General features: G+C 65.8%; 18 protein-coding genes and 1 pseudogene. 4 read left to right on the forward strand and 15 right to left on the reverse strand.

Features of this window, described 5'->3' with window-relative positions:
• Positions 1 to 160 precede the first annotated feature (160 nt).
• Positions 161 to 1,672, forward strand: a complete 1,512-nt coding sequence (locus IEV67_RS17220; RefSeq protein WP_229703292.1) for an LLM class flavin-dependent oxidoreductase — start codon at positions 161 to 163, stop codon at positions 1,670 to 1,672.
• A gap of 60 nt (positions 1,673 to 1,732) precedes the next feature.
• Here IEV67_RS17220 and IEV67_RS17225 read toward each other — a convergent pair whose 3' ends face one another.
• The 8 genes and pseudogenes from IEV67_RS17225 to IEV67_RS17260 all read right to left on the reverse strand — a co-directional run bounded on the left by IEV67_RS17225 (position 1,733) and on the right by IEV67_RS17260 (position 8,154).
• Complete coding sequence (locus tag IEV67_RS17225; RefSeq protein ID WP_188437932.1) at positions 1,733 to 2,332, reverse strand: flavodoxin family protein; 600 nt, start codon at positions 2,330 to 2,332, stop codon at positions 1,733 to 1,735.
• Positions 2,329 to 2,694: a hypothetical protein gene (locus IEV67_RS17230; RefSeq protein WP_188437933.1), complete on the reverse strand. Its 366-nt coding sequence runs from the start codon at positions 2,692 to 2,694 to the stop codon at positions 2,329 to 2,331. Before IEV67_RS17230 ends, IEV67_RS17225 begins: the two co-directional genes overlap by 4 nt.
• Positions 2,695 to 2,786: 92 nt before the next feature.
• Positions 2,787 to 3,269, reverse strand: coding sequence for a GNAT family N-acetyltransferase (locus IEV67_RS17235; RefSeq protein WP_188437934.1), 483 nt, complete (start codon positions 3,267 to 3,269; stop codon positions 2,787 to 2,789).
• Positions 3,259 to 4,584, reverse strand: coding sequence for an APC family permease (locus IEV67_RS17240; protein WP_188437935.1), 1,326 nt, complete (start codon positions 4,582 to 4,584; stop codon positions 3,259 to 3,261). The genes IEV67_RS17235 and IEV67_RS17240 overlap by 11 nt, the downstream gene beginning before the upstream one ends.
• Before the next feature lie 58 nt (positions 4,585 to 4,642).
• Positions 4,643 to 5,626, reverse strand: a complete 984-nt coding sequence (locus tag IEV67_RS17245) for a YihY/virulence factor BrkB family protein (protein ID WP_188437936.1) — start codon at positions 5,624 to 5,626, stop codon at positions 4,643 to 4,645.
• A gap of 68 nt (positions 5,627 to 5,694) precedes the next feature.
• Complete coding sequence (locus IEV67_RS17250) at positions 5,695 to 6,006, reverse strand: DUF7882 family protein (RefSeq protein ID WP_188437937.1); 312 nt, start codon at positions 6,004 to 6,006, stop codon at positions 5,695 to 5,697.
• A 44-nt stretch (positions 6,007 to 6,050) separates the two neighbouring features.
• Positions 6,051 to 7,175, reverse strand: a complete 1,125-nt coding sequence (locus tag IEV67_RS17255; RefSeq protein WP_188437938.1) for an FUSC family protein — start codon at positions 7,173 to 7,175, stop codon at positions 6,051 to 6,053.
• A 161-nt stretch (positions 7,176 to 7,336) separates the two neighbouring features.
• Positions 7,337 to 8,154, reverse strand: a pseudogene (locus tag IEV67_RS17260) (SDR family oxidoreductase).
• Positions 8,155 to 8,349: 195 nt separating this feature from the next.
• Between IEV67_RS17260 and IEV67_RS17265 the strand changes: the two are divergent.
• Positions 8,350 to 8,661, forward strand: coding sequence for a DUF7882 family protein (locus IEV67_RS17265; protein ID WP_188437939.1), 312 nt, complete (start codon positions 8,350 to 8,352; stop codon positions 8,659 to 8,661).
• A 13-nt stretch (positions 8,662 to 8,674) separates the two neighbouring features.
• Here the strand turns inward: IEV67_RS17265 and IEV67_RS17270 are convergent, their stop codons facing one another.
• The gene (locus IEV67_RS17270; protein WP_188437940.1) at positions 8,675 to 8,977 is read right to left on the reverse strand and encodes a DUF2188 domain-containing protein; all 303 of its coding nucleotides are present in this window, start codon (positions 8,975 to 8,977) and stop codon (positions 8,675 to 8,677) included.
• Between the two features lie 188 nt (positions 8,978 to 9,165).
• Here IEV67_RS17270 and IEV67_RS17275 point away from each other — a divergent pair, with 188 nt between their 5' ends.
• Positions 9,166 to 10,341: a zinc-dependent alcohol dehydrogenase gene (locus tag IEV67_RS17275; RefSeq protein ID WP_188437941.1), complete on the forward strand. Its 1,176-nt coding sequence runs from the start codon at positions 9,166 to 9,168 to the stop codon at positions 10,339 to 10,341.
• Positions 10,342 to 10,354: 13 nt separating this feature from the next.
• On the opposite strand, the gene IEV67_RS17280 is transcribed toward IEV67_RS17275, so the two are convergent.
• The 5 genes from IEV67_RS17280 to IEV67_RS17300 all read right to left on the reverse strand — a co-directional run bounded on the left by IEV67_RS17280 (position 10,355) and on the right by IEV67_RS17300 (position 15,330).
• Positions 10,355 to 10,528 carry a hypothetical protein gene (locus IEV67_RS17280; protein WP_188437942.1) on the reverse strand — a complete coding sequence of 58 codons (174 nt, stop codon included), beginning with the start codon at positions 10,526 to 10,528 and terminating at the stop codon, positions 10,355 to 10,357.
• Between the two features lie 84 nt (positions 10,529 to 10,612).
• On the reverse strand, positions 10,613 to 10,975 hold the full coding sequence (locus tag IEV67_RS17285) for a hypothetical protein (RefSeq protein ID WP_188437943.1): 363 nt from the start codon (positions 10,973 to 10,975) through the stop codon (positions 10,613 to 10,615).
• Positions 10,976 to 10,977: 2 nt separating this feature from the next.
• Positions 10,978 to 13,365 carry a phosphoketolase family protein gene (locus IEV67_RS17290; protein ID WP_188437944.1) on the reverse strand — a complete coding sequence of 796 codons (2,388 nt, stop codon included), beginning with the start codon at positions 13,363 to 13,365 and terminating at the stop codon, positions 10,978 to 10,980.
• A gap of 61 nt (positions 13,366 to 13,426) precedes the next feature.
• Positions 13,427 to 14,272 (reverse strand): NAD-dependent epimerase/dehydratase family protein, encoded by an 846-nt coding sequence (locus IEV67_RS17295; RefSeq protein WP_188437978.1) that lies wholly within the window; start codon positions 14,270 to 14,272, stop codon positions 13,427 to 13,429.
• A 5-nt stretch (positions 14,273 to 14,277) separates the two neighbouring features.
• The gene (locus IEV67_RS17300) at positions 14,278 to 15,330 is read right to left on the reverse strand and encodes an aldo/keto reductase (protein WP_188437945.1); all 1,053 of its coding nucleotides are present in this window, start codon (positions 15,328 to 15,330) and stop codon (positions 14,278 to 14,280) included.
• Between the two features lie 128 nt (positions 15,331 to 15,458).
• Between IEV67_RS17300 and IEV67_RS17305 the strand changes: the two genes are divergently transcribed.
• Complete coding sequence (locus tag IEV67_RS17305; RefSeq protein WP_188437946.1) at positions 15,459 to 16,355, forward strand: LysR family transcriptional regulator; 897 nt, start codon at positions 15,459 to 15,461, stop codon at positions 16,353 to 16,355.
• Between the two features lie 544 nt (positions 16,356 to 16,899).
• Here IEV67_RS17305 and IEV67_RS17310 read toward each other — a convergent pair.
• The coding region (locus IEV67_RS17310) for an integrase core domain-containing protein (protein WP_188437947.1) at positions 16,900 to 17,249 on the reverse strand (350 nt) is incomplete at its 5' end.

The following is a 17,249-nucleotide window of genomic DNA, read 5'->3' on the forward strand; positions in this document are numbered from 1 at the left end:
GGACCGGCGGATGCTGAGTGTTCTCATCAGGCGCGATGCCTTTCGTGGTGGATGCAGAAGGTGTGGATGCTGTGGTGAAGGACGACACCGAGCATGGCGATGTGCGTCTCACAGACGAAGAGTGAGCGTCATGCGGCGCCGCGAATCGTCATAGTTCGTCATGCAACAGGCCAGATCGCCATCCGGCGCGCGCTACGGCCACGAGACAGGGCAGTATCGACACCGGCTCGCGTTCGTCGAGCGCAGAAGGAGCATCCTCGCCATGTCGGAGCCCAAGCGCCTCATCCTCAACCTGTTCGAGATGAACTGCGTGAGCCACATCACGCACGGTCTGTGGCGCCTGCCCGACAACAGTCGTACCCGGTTCAACGACATCGAATACTGGACGGAATTGGCAAAGCTGCTGGAGTCCGGTGGGTTCGACGCCGTGTTCCTCGCCGACGTGATCGGCGCGTACGACGTCTTCCGCGGCGGGCCGGAGACCGCCATCCGCGAGGGGCTCCAGATCCCGAGCAACGACCCGATGCTGGTGGTGCCGGCGATGGCGGCGGTCACGAAGCACCTCGGCTTCGGCATCACGTTCTCGACTTCTTACGAGCCGCCGTTCGCATTCGCGCGGCGCATGTCGACGCTCGACCACCTCACCAAGGGCAGGGTCGGCTGGAACATCGTCACCTCGTATCTGCCGAACGCGGCGCGCAACTTCGGGCTCTCCGGCGAGATCGACCACGACACCCGCTACGAGATCGCTGACGAGTACCTCGACGTGCTCTACAAGCTGTGGGAGGGCTCGTGGGACGACGACGCCGTGATCGAGGATCGCGAGAACAACGTCTACGCCGATCCGTCGAAGATCCGCTACATCAACCACGAGGGAACGCGCTATTCGGTCGCGGGCCCGCATCTGTCTTCGCCCTCGCGGCAGCGCACGCCGTTCCTCATCCAGGCGACGCAGTCATCGCGCGGAATCGAGTTCGCCGGCCGTCACGCGGAGGTGATCTTCACCGGTGGCACGTCCTTCGAGCAGGTCAGCGGAACGATCGCCAAGATCCGCGATGAGCTGGAGCGCCAGGGCCGCCCTCGCGACGCGATCAAGTTCGTCGTCGGCGCCACCGTCATCGTCGCGGAGACGCGGGAGGAGGCCGAAGCGAAGCTGCGTGAGTACGACGAGTACGCCAGCATCGAGGGCGTCCTCGCCCATGCGAGCCTGCCATTCGACCCGACCGCCCACGACGGAGACATCACGCTCGGCGAAGCGCTGCGCCGCGAGGGCCGCGGTGACGACGTGCAATCAGCGTTCCTGCCGAAGGATCTGACGATCGCCGAGTTCCTGAAGAGCATGACCGGGTTCCACCGCAAGCCGTTCATGGCGGTGGGCTCCGCCACCGACGTCGCCGACGAGATCGAGAGCTGGCTGGACGAGCACGACATCGACGGCATCAACCTCGTCCAGTACCACAGCTACGACACGGCGAGGGATTTCATCGAGCACGCGGTGCCTGAACTCCGTCGCCGCGGACGGTTGCGCGACGCGTACGTTCCGGGTGAGACACTGCGCGAACGCGTGCATGGTGCGGGTCCCCGGGTGCCAGATACGCACCCCGCTGCGCAGTTCCGCGGCGGCCGGAACCTCGTGGAGGACGTCGTCCCCGAACTCGCGTCACCGGTGTGATGATCGCCCCGGCGGCATGCCCTGCGGCCGCCAGGTCGCGGCTCGAAGACTGAGTGCGGACTAAGCGGCGGGGTACCCCGAGTCGCGCAGCAGTCCTGCCAGGTGGACCGCGTTGGTCAGCGAGGTCGTGATCGACGCGCTGACCTTCTCGGGCGTCTGCTCCAGGTCCTTGTAGTCGGTCGTGTGCATCGCCTCGCCGTTCCAGTACACGCATCCCTGTGCCGGAACCGTGAAGCCGACGTCGTTCAGCGTCTGGAAGAGTATGGCGGTGATGTGATGCGCGCCGTCCTCGTTTCCCACGACACCGGCGACGGCGACCTTGTCGAACAGGATCGGGCGCCCGTCGGCATCCGTCTCGCTCAGTTCCGCGTCGAGGCGCTCGAGTACGCGCTGGGCGACGCTCGAGTGCTGCCCGAGCCAGGTCGGCGTCACGAACACCAGGATGTCGGCATCGAGAACCTTCTCGCGCAGCGACGGCCACTCGTCGCCCTCTCCCATGTCCTTCTCCACGCCGGGAAGGATCACGTGGTCGACCGCCCGGATGCTGTCGCAGGTCACGCCCTTGTCGGTGAGGAACGTCGACATCTGACTGCCGAGCAGGTCTGAACTCGACTCCGCAGGTGACGGCTTGAGCGTGCAGTTGATGACGAGCGCCCTCATGCGGAGTCTCCGTCGCGCACGTCAGGACGCCGTGTTCCCACGCCCGGTTCGTCGTTCAGTGGAGAGCGATCCGGGATCGAGGCCTCGTCGTCCGGATCGACCTGCACCGCGTCCACCGACCCGGAATCCGCTCCCGCCCCGCCCGCGGGTACGTCGGCGGCGAGCACATCCGGCTGGTCCTCGACGGCCGGCTCACTCAGCGACGACTCCTCCTCGCTTGCGAGGCGGTCGGCTTCGGCACTGTCGATCCGGTTCTCGTCAACGTCCGGATCGAGCACGGCGTCGCCGTCGACCTCCACTGTCGCCTGCTCGTCTCGGTCGTCATCGGGAAGTGGCACCGACGCCATGTTCGGGTTCGACATGATCGCATCCTTTCGTCTGATGCGCTCACGCTAGCCCCGCCGTCGACCGCGCCCGAGTGGGTTGACCACCGCTCTTTCCGAGGGTATAGAACTCAGCCCACGCCGCCGTCGAGGCTCTTGCGCATGAACAGCTGGGCCGTTCCGTCACCCTGATCCACCCGCTCGGCGACCCGGTATCCGCAGCTCTCGTACAGTCTCACGTTGGCCTCGCTCAGGCTGCCGGTGAACAGCTCTGCTTCCGGCGCTCGCGCGTCGCGTTCGGCGGCCTCGAGAAGGCTTCTGCCGATCCCGGAGCCCTGCATGTCGGGGGCGATGGCGATCCGTCCGATGAGAAGCAGGTCATCCGTCTCCCTGACGCGGATCGCGCCGACCAGTCGCGGCCCCACCCTGGCGACCCAGCCGTTCGCGTCCGCCAACTCCGCGCGCAGCTCTTCCAGCGTCTGCGTGAGGGGCGGCATGTCGGCCGTGCCGTAGATCAGGGCTTCCGAGGCGAAGGCTGCTCGCTGAACCGTGAGCACCTCACCGGCGTCGGCCGGTGAGATCCGCGACAGGATGATCTCCGGCTCACTCGCCATGAGACACCCCGCTTCGCCGCCGCGCCCATTGCGCGAGTGCGAAGAGTCCGAGGCCGACCACTAGCAACCCTGCGCCGAACAGCCACACGATCCCGCGCTGCTGCGTCAGCAGCAGGATGCAGGAGGCGATCCCGAGCACTGGCACGAACGTCCATACCCGGAAGTGGTCGTGCTCGACCCGATCCCTGCGCAGCACGAGCACCGAGACGTTGGCGCTAAGGAAGACGAAGAGCAGCAGGAGCACCACCGTCTCGGCCAATGTCGCGAGGTCGCCGATCAGCGTCAGCAGCATCGCCACGATCGTCGTTGCCAAGATCGCCACCCACGGGGTCTTCCTGCGCGGAAGCACCTTACCGAGCGCATCGGGCAGGAGACCCTGCTCCGCCATCCCATAGGCCAGCCGGCTCGCCATGATCATCGTGAGCAGTGCGCCGTTGGCGACGGCGATCAGCGCGATCAGGCTGAAAAGCCACGACGGCACCCCGACACCTGTCGCCTCGACGACGGCGAGCAGCGGGCCGGTGGACTGCTGAAGCTCGTCGGCGGGAAGAGCCACCGCACTGGCCAGCCCCACGAGCACGTAGACGGCGCCCGCGGTGAGGAGCGCCGCGAACAGCGCCTTCGGATAGGTCTTCGACGGTTCCTTGACCTCTTCGATCACGTTCGCCGACGTCTCGAATCCGACGAACGAGTAGTAGGCGATGATCGCGCCTCCCAGCACGGCGAATCCGACCCCGGTGCCCTCCGGCGTCTCCATGGCACGGGATGCATCGCCGCCACCACCGGCCATGAAGAAACCGACGACGGCGATGACGATCACGAGCCCGCTCAGCTCGATCGCCGTCATCACGAGGTTCGCGCCCATCGACTCGCGGATGCCGCGCGCATTGACCGCGGCGACGATGACGAGGAAGACCATCGCGGCAGGAATGGGAGGAACCGGGAGGAACGTCTGAAGGTAGTCCCCCGCGAAGGCGATCGCGAGCCCGGCCGCACTCACCACTCCGGCAGCGAGCATGCTGAAGCCGACCAGGAACGACACGATGCGACTGTGGAACGCCCGCTCGGCGAAGACAGCCGCGCCGCCGGCGCGCGGATACTTCGTGACGAGTTCGGCGTAGGAGCCTGCCGTCAGAAGCGCGAGCAGCAACGCGAGCAGAAGCGGCGCCCACAGCATCCCGCCGACCTCTTCGGAGAGCACTCCCATGAGCGCGTAGATCCCGGCGCCGAGAACATCGCCCAGAATGAAGGCGAAGAGCATCGGTCCGGTGATCGCGCGACGCAGTCTCGAGGGCGCTTCTGTCTCTTTCGTCATCGCCCAAATCTAGAGGCCGCCCTGGGCGCTCTCACAGCCCTTGACAACGGTGCGGCGTTCATGGGGTCTGATCGTCGTGCGCCTCTTCCACCCGTATCCGACGAGCCTCCGCCACATCGGCCCTGTCCTTGCGCACCACCACGGCGATCCGGCTGGCGTCCCGCAGCGGCAGCTGCACCTGGGTCTCAGCGGGCACGCCCCGACGAAGCTCGCGGATGCGCTCCAGTTCCGTGTCGAACTCCACTCCGACCAGCAAGGCCATGTTCGCGATCCACATCCACAGCGCGAAGACGATGACTGCGGCGAACGAACCGTAGACACGTTCGTAGTTCGCGAAGTTGGCCACGTAGAGGCCGAAGCCGGCAGAGGCGACTGCGAGCACGGCGATCGCCACCGCCGCGCCGAGGCTGATCAAGCGGAACCGCGGCGGCCGGATGTTCGGGCTGAAGTAATAGAGGAACGCGACGACGAACACGACGAGCACGACGAGCAGTGGCCATCTCACGACGCGCCAGACGAACAGCACGCTCTCCCCGAGCCCCAGCGCGTTCCCCACGGCGTGCGCGACCGGCCCGGAACCCACGATCAGCAGGACCGCGATCACGGCACAGACGATGGTGACCACGGCGATGACGAGCTGGATCGGCACGAGCGTCCAGAGACGCCGCCCCTCTTCGACGCCGTAGATCCGGTTCATTCCGCGCCCGAGCACGCCGACGTAGCGCGACACCGACCAGATCGACAGCAGCACTCCGAAGACGAGCAGAAGGCCGGACATACGCAGGTCGGCGAGTTCTCCGAGGAAGTCGCTGAGCCCGCTCGCTGCTTCCTCCGGCGCGATCGCACGCGTGACATCGACGAGAATCTGCGCCGTCTCGTCATCGCGCCCGAGCACGCTGAGGACCGAGAACCCCACCATCGTGGCCGGAAGCAGCGCGAGGATCGCGTAGAAGGCGAGGCTCGCCGCGACGTCGGCACAGCCGTCGGCCAAGAACGCGCGGAAGATCCGTCGGAGGATGAAGGCCGTTGAGCGCGTGGTCATCCCCACACTCTCGTGCTTCGCCGCCGCGGCACCATGCCCCTTGACACCGCGTCTGCGCACAGCCCGAGTCACTCCTGTGTCTCGAGCACCTCATCGATCAGGGAGATGCCACCCGTCGAATTCGCGGTGTGCATGAGCTCTTCGATCCATCGCGCGTTCAGCGGTCCGGCCTCCGGCTCGTCGAACACGAAGCGCAGAGGGATCGACGGGTGAACCCAGATCGTGGAGCGCCCGACGGCGTCGCCGTCGGCGTGCTTCCACGACATGGTGAACGATTCCTGGCGACGGAGCTTCGTCGCGATGACGACCTTGAGGTGCGCCAGCGCGCGGTCCTCTACGTGAATCGGATCCGCTGACCCGCCGTACTGAATCGAACCCATACGCTGACCGTAGCGCATGACGGATGCTGCTTCGAACGCCGTGTTCAGGTGTCGACATCGCCCCTGGGTGCGCGCTCTCGCCCCTGCTGCTCATCGCGCGAGCGCAACAGCAGCAGTATCCGCCGCAGATGCATGCCGATGACGACTCCCGGGCCGATCGCCTGCCCTGAGTTGACGGCGATCCTGTTCACCTCTTCGAGCAGGAGACGAACCGCCCTCGCTGCGCCTTCGCGCGATCGATGCGCTTCGGCGCTGTCATCGTCATCCTGTTCGATGCAGTCGGCGACTCGCTGACATGCTTCGCTCAGCGGGTCTGCCAGGTCCGCATCAAGACCCAGTCCTCCCGGCCTTTCCCAGATCGCGTCGGCGAGCGTTTCCGAGATGTCGCGGGTGCGCACGGCGATCAGCTCGAGCACCTCCAGCCGATCGTGCACATCGGAGGTGCCATGCCGACCGCGCATAGCCCTCGGGTTTCCCTTACGGCTCGTGTCGGCCTCGACCAGCGCCCGCCGCACCTCCCGCGACGTGTCGGCCAGGGCCGCGGCATCCCTCACCCATGCGTCGCGTTCCGGCGGCCACGATTCCGACACCGCCTCGCCGATGTCGTGCAGGTGCCTGGCGAGCTGTCTGCGAAAAGCGGCCACGCGGGCTGCGGCGACACCGGTGAGAATGCGAGGGGCGATGAGCAGGTTGACCGCGAGGCCGACCGCCACTCCGACCGCCATCTGGGTGAGGTATCCCAGCGAGTAATCGTCTGAGTTCTGGCCGCCGATGATCAGCACGAACAGCGCGGCGATCGGCACGTACTCCTGCCCTACGCCGAACCAGCCCGTGCCCGACAGCAGCACGCCGATCCCGGCGACGAGCGGTATCGTCCACCAGTTCGGTCCGACCGTCACGACCACGACGAGCGCGAGTCCGATGCCGACGGCGAGCCCGAGCAGGGTCTGCAATCCCGACTTGGCGGACTCCATCAACGTCGGATACATGCTCAGCAGGGCACCGAGCGGGGCATAGTACGGATATTCGTCCGTCACACCGGGCATATGCGGTGCGATGGCCCAGGCGATCCCGACCGCAAGGGCAGCTTTGGCAGCCAGCAGCAGGCGGGCGGACTGGAAGGCGCTCCTCAGCGTCTCGAACCGTTCACGGGTCACGCCGGATGACATCGGCGTCTGCCCACTGCTCTGTCCGGTTCCGGATCACCATTCACGAGCATGACGGCTCCTCTTCTCGACGTGGACCCTCAGTCTGGACTTCGCAGGCGATGACGGCCAGGGGTTGACATCGCGGGGCGCGTCGATCGCAGTGCATGCCGGGCGCGGGCGGCTCAGACCGTTCGCCAGTCGTGCGAGGTGACGGCGGCTCCGGCCTGCGGCCCCATCTGGAGCATGCCCCCGTCGATGACCAGTGTCGTGCCGGAGATGTACCCGGCCTCCGGTGAGGCCAGGAACGCGATGAGCGCCGCGACCTCGCGGGCGTCTCCCGGGCGTCCAAGAGGAATGCCAGGTTGATCGATCTGCCTCGGGTCGACGTCCGCCTGACCGGAAGCGGCCGTCGCGATCGCTCCCGGCGCGACGCTCACCGCGCTGATCCCGTGAACGCCGAGCTCGAGTGCCAGGTTCTTCATGAGCCCGTTGAGACCGTGCTTGGCAGCGTCGTATGCGCTGTAGCCGACCATGGGCTGATGCGCGTGCACGCTGGTCACCGCGATGAGCCTGCCCCTCGGCCTGCGGCGACCATTGAGCGCGCAGCGCGCTGCAGGCATATGAATGCGCCGGTCAGATCGGTGTCGAAGACGCGGTTCCATTCCTCGAGTGAGAGGTCGAGGAACGGAGTGTGCGTGCCGATGCCCGAGTTGTTGACGAAGACCTCGAGGCCGCCGAGTTCTTCGATGATCGCGTCGATGATGTCGCCGCAACCCGGAATGTCCGTCACATCGAGCTGGGCGACGACGGCCCTGGAGCCGTGACTGCGCACCTCGGCCGCGGTCTGCTCGGCGCCTTCCCGGTCGGTGTGCCAGGTGACAGCGACGTCATGGCCGGCGGCGGCGAGTGCGACCGCTGTCGCACGGCCGATGCCCGAGTCCGACCCTGTGACGATCGCGCGATGCGGTCCGCGCTCAGCGCTCATCGCGTGCCTCGGCATCGTCTGTCCACCGGAGCGCTGCGTTGCCTCGCTGAGATTCGGACATGATCGTTCTCCTCCTCGCTCGTCACTCGTCTGTGCAGTTTCATCCCGACGAGCCGCTTCGCCATCGGGGGTTGACATCGCCGGACGGTCCAGTCGCCGGGAGGTGATCAGGTGCTTCTGACTTTGAGACTCGAGGTCTACCGTTCTGTCATGGGCACTCTTTACTACAACAGCACCGGAACGCCGATCCACATCGAGGATCGGGCCCTCGCGCATCTGAAGGTCGTCATCGCCACACGGCTCCGCCGACACGAGAGCTTCACCCTGTCCTGGCGGCATCCCGACGGCGAACCCGTCGGTCGCTCCACGATCTGGCTGCACCCCTCGATACCCCTGCGCTTCGTGTTCGAGGAACCGGAGCCGCCTGCACTCAACGGCCGCTGGATCGAAGACCTCATGAACTCCGTGAGTTCGACGGGCGGTATCGTCCTCGTCGAAGAGATGACCGAACCGAACGAATAGTCTCCGGTCGCCGTCACCCTGACGGGTTATCCAGCGGCATGCCGTCCTCGTCGGTCGTCTCGGGCAGTCCGTCCGAACGCGCGGGCCGGTCGCCGACGACGGCCACACCGTCATCCGGCCCGCCGCCGTCTGTGATCACGCCGCTCGGCGTCGCCTCCTCGACGGTATGCCGAGACCCGTGCTGCCTGGCGAAGTCGAGGCCCGCGGCGACGGCCTCTTCTCGGCTGCTGAAGCTGAGGGAGAGCTCGTTGGCTCCCTCAACCTCGTTGACCCATTGGCCCTGTTTGTCCCTGGTGACAACATCCAGATGCGACAATTCCCTACCTCCCGGTGCGACGTCGTTCTCGGTTTCTGATCCGCCGCCACGCTAAGACGGTTCACGCCCGTCATCGAGGCCCTTGACAGCGCGATGGTGCCGGCTCCGACAACTTCACCCTCTTGTCAACCCGTTTGGCGTAGGCCGGCTCGTCTGCGAATGTCGCGGGACGAGAGAGGGAGGATGACATGAAGGCACTCACCTGGCAGGGCAAGCGCAACGTCACAGTGGAAGAGGTCGCCGACCCGGTCATCGAACAGCCGACGGATGCCGTCATCAGGGTGACCTCGTCGGCCATCTGCGGCTCCGACCTTCACCTTTACGAGTTGTTGGGACCGTTCATCGACCGCGGAGACATCCTCGGCCATGAGCCGATGGGCACGGTCGTGGAGATCGGATCGGATGTGGCGGAGCTTGCTGTCGGCGACCGCGTCGTGATCCCGTTCAACATCGCCTGCGGGCACTGCTTCATGTGCCGTCATGGTCTGCAGTCGCAGTGCGAGACGACGCAGGTCCGCGAATACGGCAGCGGTGCCGCGCTGTTCGGCTACACGAAGCTGTACGGCCAGGTTCCCGGCGGGCAGGCGGAATACCTTCGCGTGCCGCTCGCCGACTACAACCACATCCGCGTCGGGGCGGACCTCCCCGACGATCGATACCTCTACCTGAGCGACATCCTTCCCACCGCGTGGCAGGGCGTCGAATACGCGCATGTGCCCGAAGGCGGCACGCTCGCGATCATGGGGCTCGGCCCGGTCGGCCAGTTCGTCTCCCGCATCGGCATCCACCGCGGATATCGTGTGCTCGCGGTCGATCCGGTGCCGGAACGTCGCGAGATGGCCGAGCGGCACGGTGTGCTGACGTACGACCTGACAGACACGGTGGTCGATGAACTCCGCGACCTCACCGACGGGCGCGGCGCCGATTCGGTCGTCGATGCCGTCGGGCTGGAGGCGCACGGTTCCGCCGGAATCGGTCTGATGCAGCAGGCAGTAGGTCTGCTGCCGGATGCGGTCGCCAGGCCCATGCTCGACAAAGCGGGGGTGGATCGGCTCGCGGCGCTGTACGCGTCGATCGATCTCGTGCGCCGAGGCGGCACAGTGTCGCTCAGTGGCGTCTACGCTGGCGACGCCGACATCCTGCCGATGAAGACGATGTTCGACAAGCAGCTGAGTCTGCGCATGGGGCAGTGCAATGTGAAGCGCTGGATCGACGATCTGCTTCCGCTCGTCGAGGATCCTGCCGATCCACTGGGCGTAATGGACCTCGCGACGCACCACGCCTCGCTCGACGAGGCACCGGATCTCTACGCAACCTTCCAGCGCAAGGAGGACGGTTGCATCAAGGTCGTACTGAACCCCTGACCGTATCCGCCGGTCAAAGACGGCGAGGCGGTGGGTTCTGAGAATCCTTGGGATCCGCCACTGCGGGTGTGCCTTCGTCGACGCCGTCAGGTGTGATCGGCTCGAAGCCGGAGTCGTCCTCCCTCGTCTCTTCGAGAGGCACATCGGTCAGCTGCTGTTCTTCGCGTGGGTCTTTCGCATCAGACATCATGGATTCCTTCCGTTGGTCAATACACCTTGCCCGGGGAACCGTGCGGGGTGCCAGGGCCTTGACTCCCGCGTGGGAGGAGGGTCACTCGTCGCGTCCGGCCTTGCGGTCGATCCCGTCGAGAAGGTCTTTGAGAGCCTTCTCGACGGAGTCGTGCTTGTACTGCCCCGCACGACTCTCTCCCGAGATGACCGCGCACCGGTGCAGCTTGCTGAAGTCGCCATATGGAAAGTGGTAGCGACCCTTCGTGTCCTCCCCCATGTCGGTGTCCTCGCCGAGATGCCACTTCGCGAATTCGGCGAGTCCGTTCTTCTCGATGAAGTCGTTCTCCTGGTCGGTCGTCGGGGCGTGCTCGCTCCAGTCGTCGCGCTCGTCGTCGGTGAATTCGCCACGGCGCAGCAAACCGCGGGCGTGCGTCAGGGCTGCTTCGTTCAGTTGCATGGCCATTGTCAGGCTCCTCTCGCTTCTCTCGCTTCTCTCTGCGTTTCACTCGTGAAGGTCCAGTCCGCGATCGCGGGGATGTCGACGCCGTGCTCGCGGGTGTGGCGGCGTGCGTCCTCGCGCGCTGTCACGAACCCGGCACGGACATCCGCCACTTTCTCGGCAAGTCCCGGCACGCGGTCGATCGCGTCGATCGCGAGTCCGTAGCGGTCGATGTCGTTGAGCATCAGCATGTCGAACGGGGTCGTGGTGGTGCCGCGCTCCTTGTAGCCGTGCACGTGCAGGTTGTCGTGTCCGCGGCGCTTGTACGCGAGGCGATGGATCAGTGAGGCGTAGCCGTGATAGGCGAAGACGACGGGGCGATCGGTCGTGAAGAGGGCATCGAAGGCGGCATCATCGAGCCCTGCCGGATGCTGTTCAGACGTCTGCAGTGTGGCGAGATCGACGACATTCACGACGCGGATCTTCAGGTCAGGGATGCTGTCGCGCAGCAGCTCCGCGGCGGCGATGACCTCCTGCGTGGGCACGTCGCCGGCGGCGGCCAGCACGACATCGGGACTCTCGCCCTCTTGCACGGTGCCGGCCCACGCCAGCTCTCCCAGCCCCCGCTGCACGTGCTCGCGAGCATCGTCGATGCTCAGCCATTGCGGGGCCGGTTTCTTGCCGGCGACGACGACGTTGATGCGGTCGGTGGCGTCGAGGCACTGCGACATCGTGACCAGCAGCGTGTTGGCATCGAACGGCAGATACACGCGCACGATGTCGACGCTCTTGTTCAGCACATGATCGATGAACCCGGGATCCTGATGGGTGAAGCCGTTGTGATCCTGCTGCCACACATGACTCGACAGCAGATACGTGAACGCGGGCAGCGGCTCGCGCCACGCGACGCCCGCAGATGCCTCCAGCCACTTCGCGTGCTGATTGAACATCGAGTCGACGATGTGGATGAACGCCTCGTACGAGGTGAAGACCCCGTGCCGACCGGTGAGCGTGTACCCCTCGAGCCAGCCCTGGCACAGATGCTCGCTCAGCACCTCCATCACGCGTCCGTGCGGCGCGAGATGCTCGTCCACCGGTTCGACGCCGGCGTTCCACTGCTTCTCGGTCGCCTCGAAAACGGCAGGAGCCAGACGGTTCGACTCGAGTTCATCCGGGCTGAAGATGCGGAACGTCTCGGGGTTTCGGGCGATGACGTCGGCGAACCAGCCTCCGAGCACTTCCATCGCACCCGCATCCGAGCCACCGGGAGAGTCGACGGCGACGGCGCGCGCGTCGAGCCCCGGGATGTCGAGCGGCCGACGGATGCCGTTGGCCTGCGGGATCGCGCTCATTCGCCGCACGCCCTCAGGGCCCCAGCCGGATGTGGAGTCGTGCGGTGATCCGGCGTCGTCGAACAGCTCCGCGGGTCGATACGAGCGCAGCCAGTCCTCCAGCATCCGCCGGTGTGAGTCGTCTCCGCGCACGTCGCTGAGGGGAACCTGGTGGGAGCGCCATGTGCCTTCGACAGGTTTGCCGTCGACCTCTTCGGGGCCGGTCCATCCCTTGGGTGAGCGGAGCACGATCATCGGCCACGGAACGCGCTCGCCGCCGTCGGCGGCGGCAGCGCGCACGCGTTCGATGCCGTCGAAAGCACGGTCCAAGGCCTCGGCGAATCGCGCGTGCGCGTCGGTCGATGGCTCGGTCGCGGTGATGGTGACGAAGATCGGGTCGTATCCGTATCCGGTCATGAGCGCCGCCAGTTCCGGCTCCGGGATGCGCGCGAGGAGCGTGGGGTTCGCGATCTTCCAGCCGTTGAGGTGCAGGATCGGCAGCACCATGCCGTCGCGCCGCGGATCGAGGAACTTGTTGCCGTGCCATGCCGTGGCCAGCGGTCCGGTCTCCGCTTCGCCGTCTCCGACCACGCACACGACCGTGAGGGCGGGATCGTCGAGCGCGGCGCCGAATGCGTGCGCGAGCGAGTAGCCGAGCTCGCCGCCCTCCTGGATGGAACCCGGAGTCTCGGGAGCGGTGTGGCTCGGCACGCCGCCGGGGTATGAGAACTGCTGGAAGAGGCTCCGCATGCCTGCGGCATCCTGCGGCACGTCGTCGTAGAGCTCCGAGTAGGTGCCGTCGAGCCAGGCGTTCGCATTCATCGCCGGACCACCATGGCCCGGCCCGGCGATGAAGAGCACCGGCTCATCGCGCTCGACGATGACGCGGTTCAGGTGCGCGTAGACGAGGTTGATCCCAGGCACGGTTCCGAAGTGGCCCAGTAGACGCGGCTTCACGTCGTCGGCGCTCAACGGTCGTGCGAGCAGCGCGTCGTCCTGCAGATAGATCTGCCCGACGCTCAGGTAATTCGCCGCGCGCCACCAGCGGTCGATCCGGTCGAGGGCCTCGGGGTTCGCAGTCATGTCCCCCTCGATACGCACGTTCTCCAGCGCTGTCAAGGGGGGCGACAGCTATGTCAGAGTCCTATTGTCTGCGCCAGGAGTACTCCGGTTCGAAGCCCAGCAGCGAGCGGGCCTTCTCGATGGAGAGCAGGGTGTCGTTGATGCCGAGTTCTCCGTGGATCTCCACGCCGGGAAAGACCTCGCCGACCAGCTCGGTGTTGGTGCGGGTCATCACGGTGTCCGCGGCGGCGATGATGTAGCGCTCGAATCCCGGTTCGCGCTGTCCACGCGTGATCGCCTTGAGCACCGCCTGCGCTCCGTCGCGCGCGTCGATGTAGCCCCACAGATTCCACTTGCGCAGTAGCGGATCGGAGTCGTAGGAGGGGAACTCGGCATAGTCGGCCGGTTCCATCACATTGGAGAATCGCAGCGCCTGGATGGACAGATCCGGATGCCAGCGCACGAGCTGGATCGCCAACTGCTCCTCAAGGTGCTTCGAGAGGGAGTAGTTGGACTCCGGACGCGTGACGTCCTCGTCGACCGGGATGTACGGGGGCGGGACATCGAACGGAAGCCCCAGGACGGTCTCACTCGATGCGGTCACGATCGTCCGCACTCCTGCACGAATCGCCGCACGGAACACGTTGTACGTGACGGTCATGTTGTTGTGGAACGTGGCGGCATCAGGATGCAGCCCCGGCGCCGGAATGGCCGCCAGGTGCACGACAGCGTCGAACGTCTGCGGATGCTCGTCGGCGCCCATCAGGGCGTCGACGGTCTGCCCGTAGTCGGTCAGATCCACCTGGATGAAGCCTGGGCCACGATCGCCCGAGCGATCGAGGTTGACCACGACGTTGCCTGCCTCACGCAGCACCCGGACGACGGTTCGACCGAGCTTGCCCGAGCCGCCCGTGACGGCGATCGTCATCGCGCTCATCTACCTCCACCGATCTTGCGGTGACGCTGCGCGACGCCGGGTGCACCGTACGGGTAGTCATCCGTACGCGGCGTGCTCACCGCGGTCAGGCTCTCGATCTCCGTCGCGTCCAGCGTCAGAGCCGTCGCGCCCATGTTGTCGCGGAGCTGCTCGACCGAACGCGCGCCGAGGATCACGGAGGTCACCGCCGGCTGCGCGGCAAGCCATGCGAGCGCGACCTGCGAAGGCGACGCCTCATGCGCCTCGGCGATACCGGTCAGCGTGTCGATGATCTGCCAGGTGCGCGGGTCGGCGTTTCGCTTCTCCCACGCCTCCATGCCGCGGTCCGGGTTCTCGCCGAGGCGCGTGGTTCCGGTCGGTGCCACGTCACGCCGGTACTTGCCGCTGAGCCAACCGCCGCCGAGCGGCGACCATGGCAGCAGGCCGATGCCGGCGTCGAGCGCCGCAGGGACGACCTCGTGCTCGATGCCGCGGACGAGGAGGCTGTACTGCGGCTGCAGCGTGATCGGCAGGTTCCAGCCGTGCCGCTCGGCGAGCGATGTCGCCTTGGTGAGCTGCCATCCGGTGAAGTTCGAGAATCCGTAGTACCCGATCTTCCCCTGTGTGATCGCGTCATCGAGGAAGCGCACCGTCTCGTCGAGAGGTGTGATCGCATCCCACGCATGCATCTGGTACAGGTCGATGTGCTCGACGCCGAGGCGTCGCAGGGAGTTGTCCAACGCCGTGCGCAGGTGGCGCCTGGACGTGCCGAGATCGTTCGGCCCTTCGCCCATCGGGAACCGGCCCTTGGTGGCGATGACGAGCTGGGCGGCTTCGGCCGGATGTGCCGTGAGCCATCGCCCGATGATCTCCTCACTGCTACCGGCGCTGTAGACGTCGGCGGTGTCGATGAAGTTGCCGCCGCCTTCGATGTACGCGTCGATGATGGCGTGAGAGGTCGCCTCGTCTGCTTCGGCACCGAAGGTCATCGTGCCGAGCGCGTGTTCGAACACGACGGCGCCACTGCGGCCGAGCGGGCGATAGGCGGCTGAGTTCTGTGCTGTGCTCATGCGGCGAGCTCCTAGGTCTGGTCGATGGTGCGTGCGATCTCCAAGCTACGGTTCACATTGTTATCTGTCCAACAGAAGAATATTGTTGATCTCACAAGCACAGCTCATGAATGTCGAGGGAGTCGAGGATGGATCTGAGGCAGATGGAGTACTTCGTCGCTCTCGCCGAGGAGAATCAGTTCACGCGAGCAGCGGAGATCACACGGGTCTCGCAATCCGGTCTGTCGGCAGCCATCAAGAGCCTCGAAGACGACCTGGACACGAAGCTGTTCACCCGCACGACGCGTCGAGTCGAGCTCACTGCGGCCGGCCACGCGCTGTTCCCGCACGCGCGAAATCTCCTCGCTGAGGCCAATGCCGGCCGCGACGCGGTCGCCGCGACGATCGGAAGGTTCGCCGGTGCTCTGCGCGTGGGCGCCGAGCAATGCCTCGGATCCGTGAACGTGCCGGAGCTGGTGGAGCGATTCCATCGCCGGCACCGTGAAGTCGAGATCACCTTCACTCAGGCGGGCAGTGGCGATCTGCTCCGAAGGATGCGCGATGGTGAGATCGACCTGGCGTTCGTCGCAGGGACCCCCGAGACGACGGACCCGCGGCTTCGCCTGACGGGACTGGACCACGCGACTCTCGCTGCGGAGCCGCTCGTACTGCTGGCTCCGCCCGAGCATCCGCTCGCGTCTCAGAAGTCGGTCACCTGGGACGACCTGCACGATCGCACCTTCATCGACCTCGATGACTCCTGGGCCATCAGGGTCGTCACAGACGAGATCTTCGCGAAGAAGAAGATCCCACGCCGAGTGGCCTTCACCGTCAGCGACATCCATGCTCTCGTCGACATGATCAACCGGGGACTCGGCATCGCGATCGTGCCGCAATCGGTCTCGCGCAAGGACATCGCCGCAGATCTTCGCATCCTGAGTCTGGAGCAGCGCGATGCGATCTGGACGGTGAGCGCCGCCTACGCCCACTCAGAGAAGGTCTCGGGCCTCACGGCGGAGTTCCTCAGCCTCGCCGAATCGCGCTGAGCCTGGAGCCGAGCGGCGGCCCCGCCGAATGCGCCGTTGGCACAAATAGCCGGCAGGGCATTACGCCTCTGATCAGGGATTCAGTGGCGGAGACGAGGGGATTTGAACCCCTGGACCCCTTGCGAGGTCTCCACCTTAGCAGGGTGGTGAACGTGGCCTGATGCACTGCACTACCGAGGACGCACGCTGCCCTACTCTTGCCTGACATGCGCGTGTTTCCAGGAATCTCCGTCCCGCCGAGGCGCAACCGACCACGCACGCCAACGGCCGTCACGCTCGCTAGAATCGGCCATCTCGGGACGCACCGGACACTTTTCGGACACTTGGACTCGGCGCGGAACAGGATCGTGGACATGACCAGAGCTGCCCACATCTTCGGCAAGCCAACGCCACTTCGTCGGAGATAGCAGGAGCATGGCTTGATCCCGCGACCTCACGCTATGAATTCGAGTGTCGTCAGTGTCTGGATACGTTAGACCCGTCTCGACACAACTAGCCCTGACCAGGTATTTGGGACTGCTGCACGAATAGGTGACAGTTCTAGTCACGCCGCTAGTGCGACGGTCGTGTTCATGATGGTCTCGAATTCGATGGGCGTCAAACGTCCCAGGGCGGCCTGTCGGCGTCGCCGGTGATAGGTCCGTTCGATCCAGGTCGCGATCGCGATGCGCAGCTGCTCGCGGGTGGTCCAGGAGCGACGGTCGAGGACGTTCTTCTGCAACAGGGCGAAGAACGACTCCATTGCGGCGTTGTCGCCGCATGACGCCACCCGTCCCATTGATCCGACCAGTCGATGACGGGACAGCGCACGCAGGAACTTCCGACTTCGGAACTGGCCGTATTCAACCGGTCGTCGCAACGATTGTTTGTTGGGTCGATCGTAGTAGCTCTTCG

It is taken from the genome of Microbacterium murale (genome assembly GCF_014635185.1).
Taxonomy (GTDB): Bacteria; Actinomycetota; Actinomycetes; order Actinomycetales; family Microbacteriaceae; genus Microbacterium; species Microbacterium murale.

Bases quoted from the DNA above. Each gene is read 5' to 3' on its own strand.
- IEV67_RS17220 (WP_229703292.1), top strand. From the start codon at position 161: ATGCAACAGGCCAGATCGCCATCCGGCGCGCGCTACGGCCACGAGACA.
- IEV67_RS17225 (WP_188437932.1), bottom strand. From the start codon at position 2,332: ATGAGGGCGCTCGTCATCAACTGCACGCTCAAGCCGTCACCTGCGGAG.
- IEV67_RS17230 (WP_188437933.1), bottom strand. From the start codon at position 2,694: ATGTCGAACCCGAACATGGCGTCGGTGCCACTTCCCGATGACGACCGA.
- IEV67_RS17235 (WP_188437934.1), bottom strand. From the start codon at position 3,269: ATGGCGAGTGAGCCGGAGATCATCCTGTCGCGGATCTCACCGGCCGAC.
- IEV67_RS17240 (WP_188437935.1), bottom strand. From the start codon at position 4,584: ATGACGAAAGAGACAGAAGCGCCCTCGAGACTGCGTCGCGCGATCACC.
- IEV67_RS17245 (WP_188437936.1), bottom strand. From the start codon at position 5,626: ATGACCACGCGCTCAACGGCCTTCATCCTCCGACGGATCTTCCGCGCG.
- IEV67_RS17250 (WP_188437937.1), bottom strand. From the start codon at position 6,006: ATGGGTTCGATTCAGTACGGCGGGTCAGCGGATCCGATTCACGTAGAG.
- IEV67_RS17255 (WP_188437938.1), bottom strand. From the start codon at position 7,175: ATGTCATCCGGCGTGACCCGTGAACGGTTCGAGACGCTGAGGAGCGCC.
- IEV67_RS17265 (WP_188437939.1), top strand. From the start codon at position 8,350: ATGGGCACTCTTTACTACAACAGCACCGGAACGCCGATCCACATCGAG.
- IEV67_RS17275 (WP_188437941.1), top strand. From the start codon at position 9,166: ATGAAGGCACTCACCTGGCAGGGCAAGCGCAACGTCACAGTGGAAGAG.
- IEV67_RS17280 (WP_188437942.1), bottom strand. From the start codon at position 10,528: ATGTCTGATGCGAAAGACCCACGCGAAGAACAGCAGCTGACCGATGTG.
- IEV67_RS17285 (WP_188437943.1), bottom strand. From the start codon at position 10,975: ATGGCCATGCAACTGAACGAAGCAGCCCTGACGCACGCCCGCGGTTTG.
- IEV67_RS17290 (WP_188437944.1), bottom strand. From the start codon at position 13,365: ATGACTGCGAACCCCGAGGCCCTCGACCGGATCGACCGCTGGTGGCGC.
- IEV67_RS17295 (WP_188437978.1), bottom strand. From the start codon at position 14,272: ATGACGATCGCCGTCACGGGCGGCTCGGGCAAGCTCGGTCGAACCGTC.
- IEV67_RS17300 (WP_188437945.1), bottom strand. From the start codon at position 15,330: ATGAGCACAGCACAGAACTCAGCCGCCTATCGCCCGCTCGGCCGCAGT.
- IEV67_RS17305 (WP_188437946.1), top strand. From the start codon at position 15,459: ATGGATCTGAGGCAGATGGAGTACTTCGTCGCTCTCGCCGAGGAGAAT.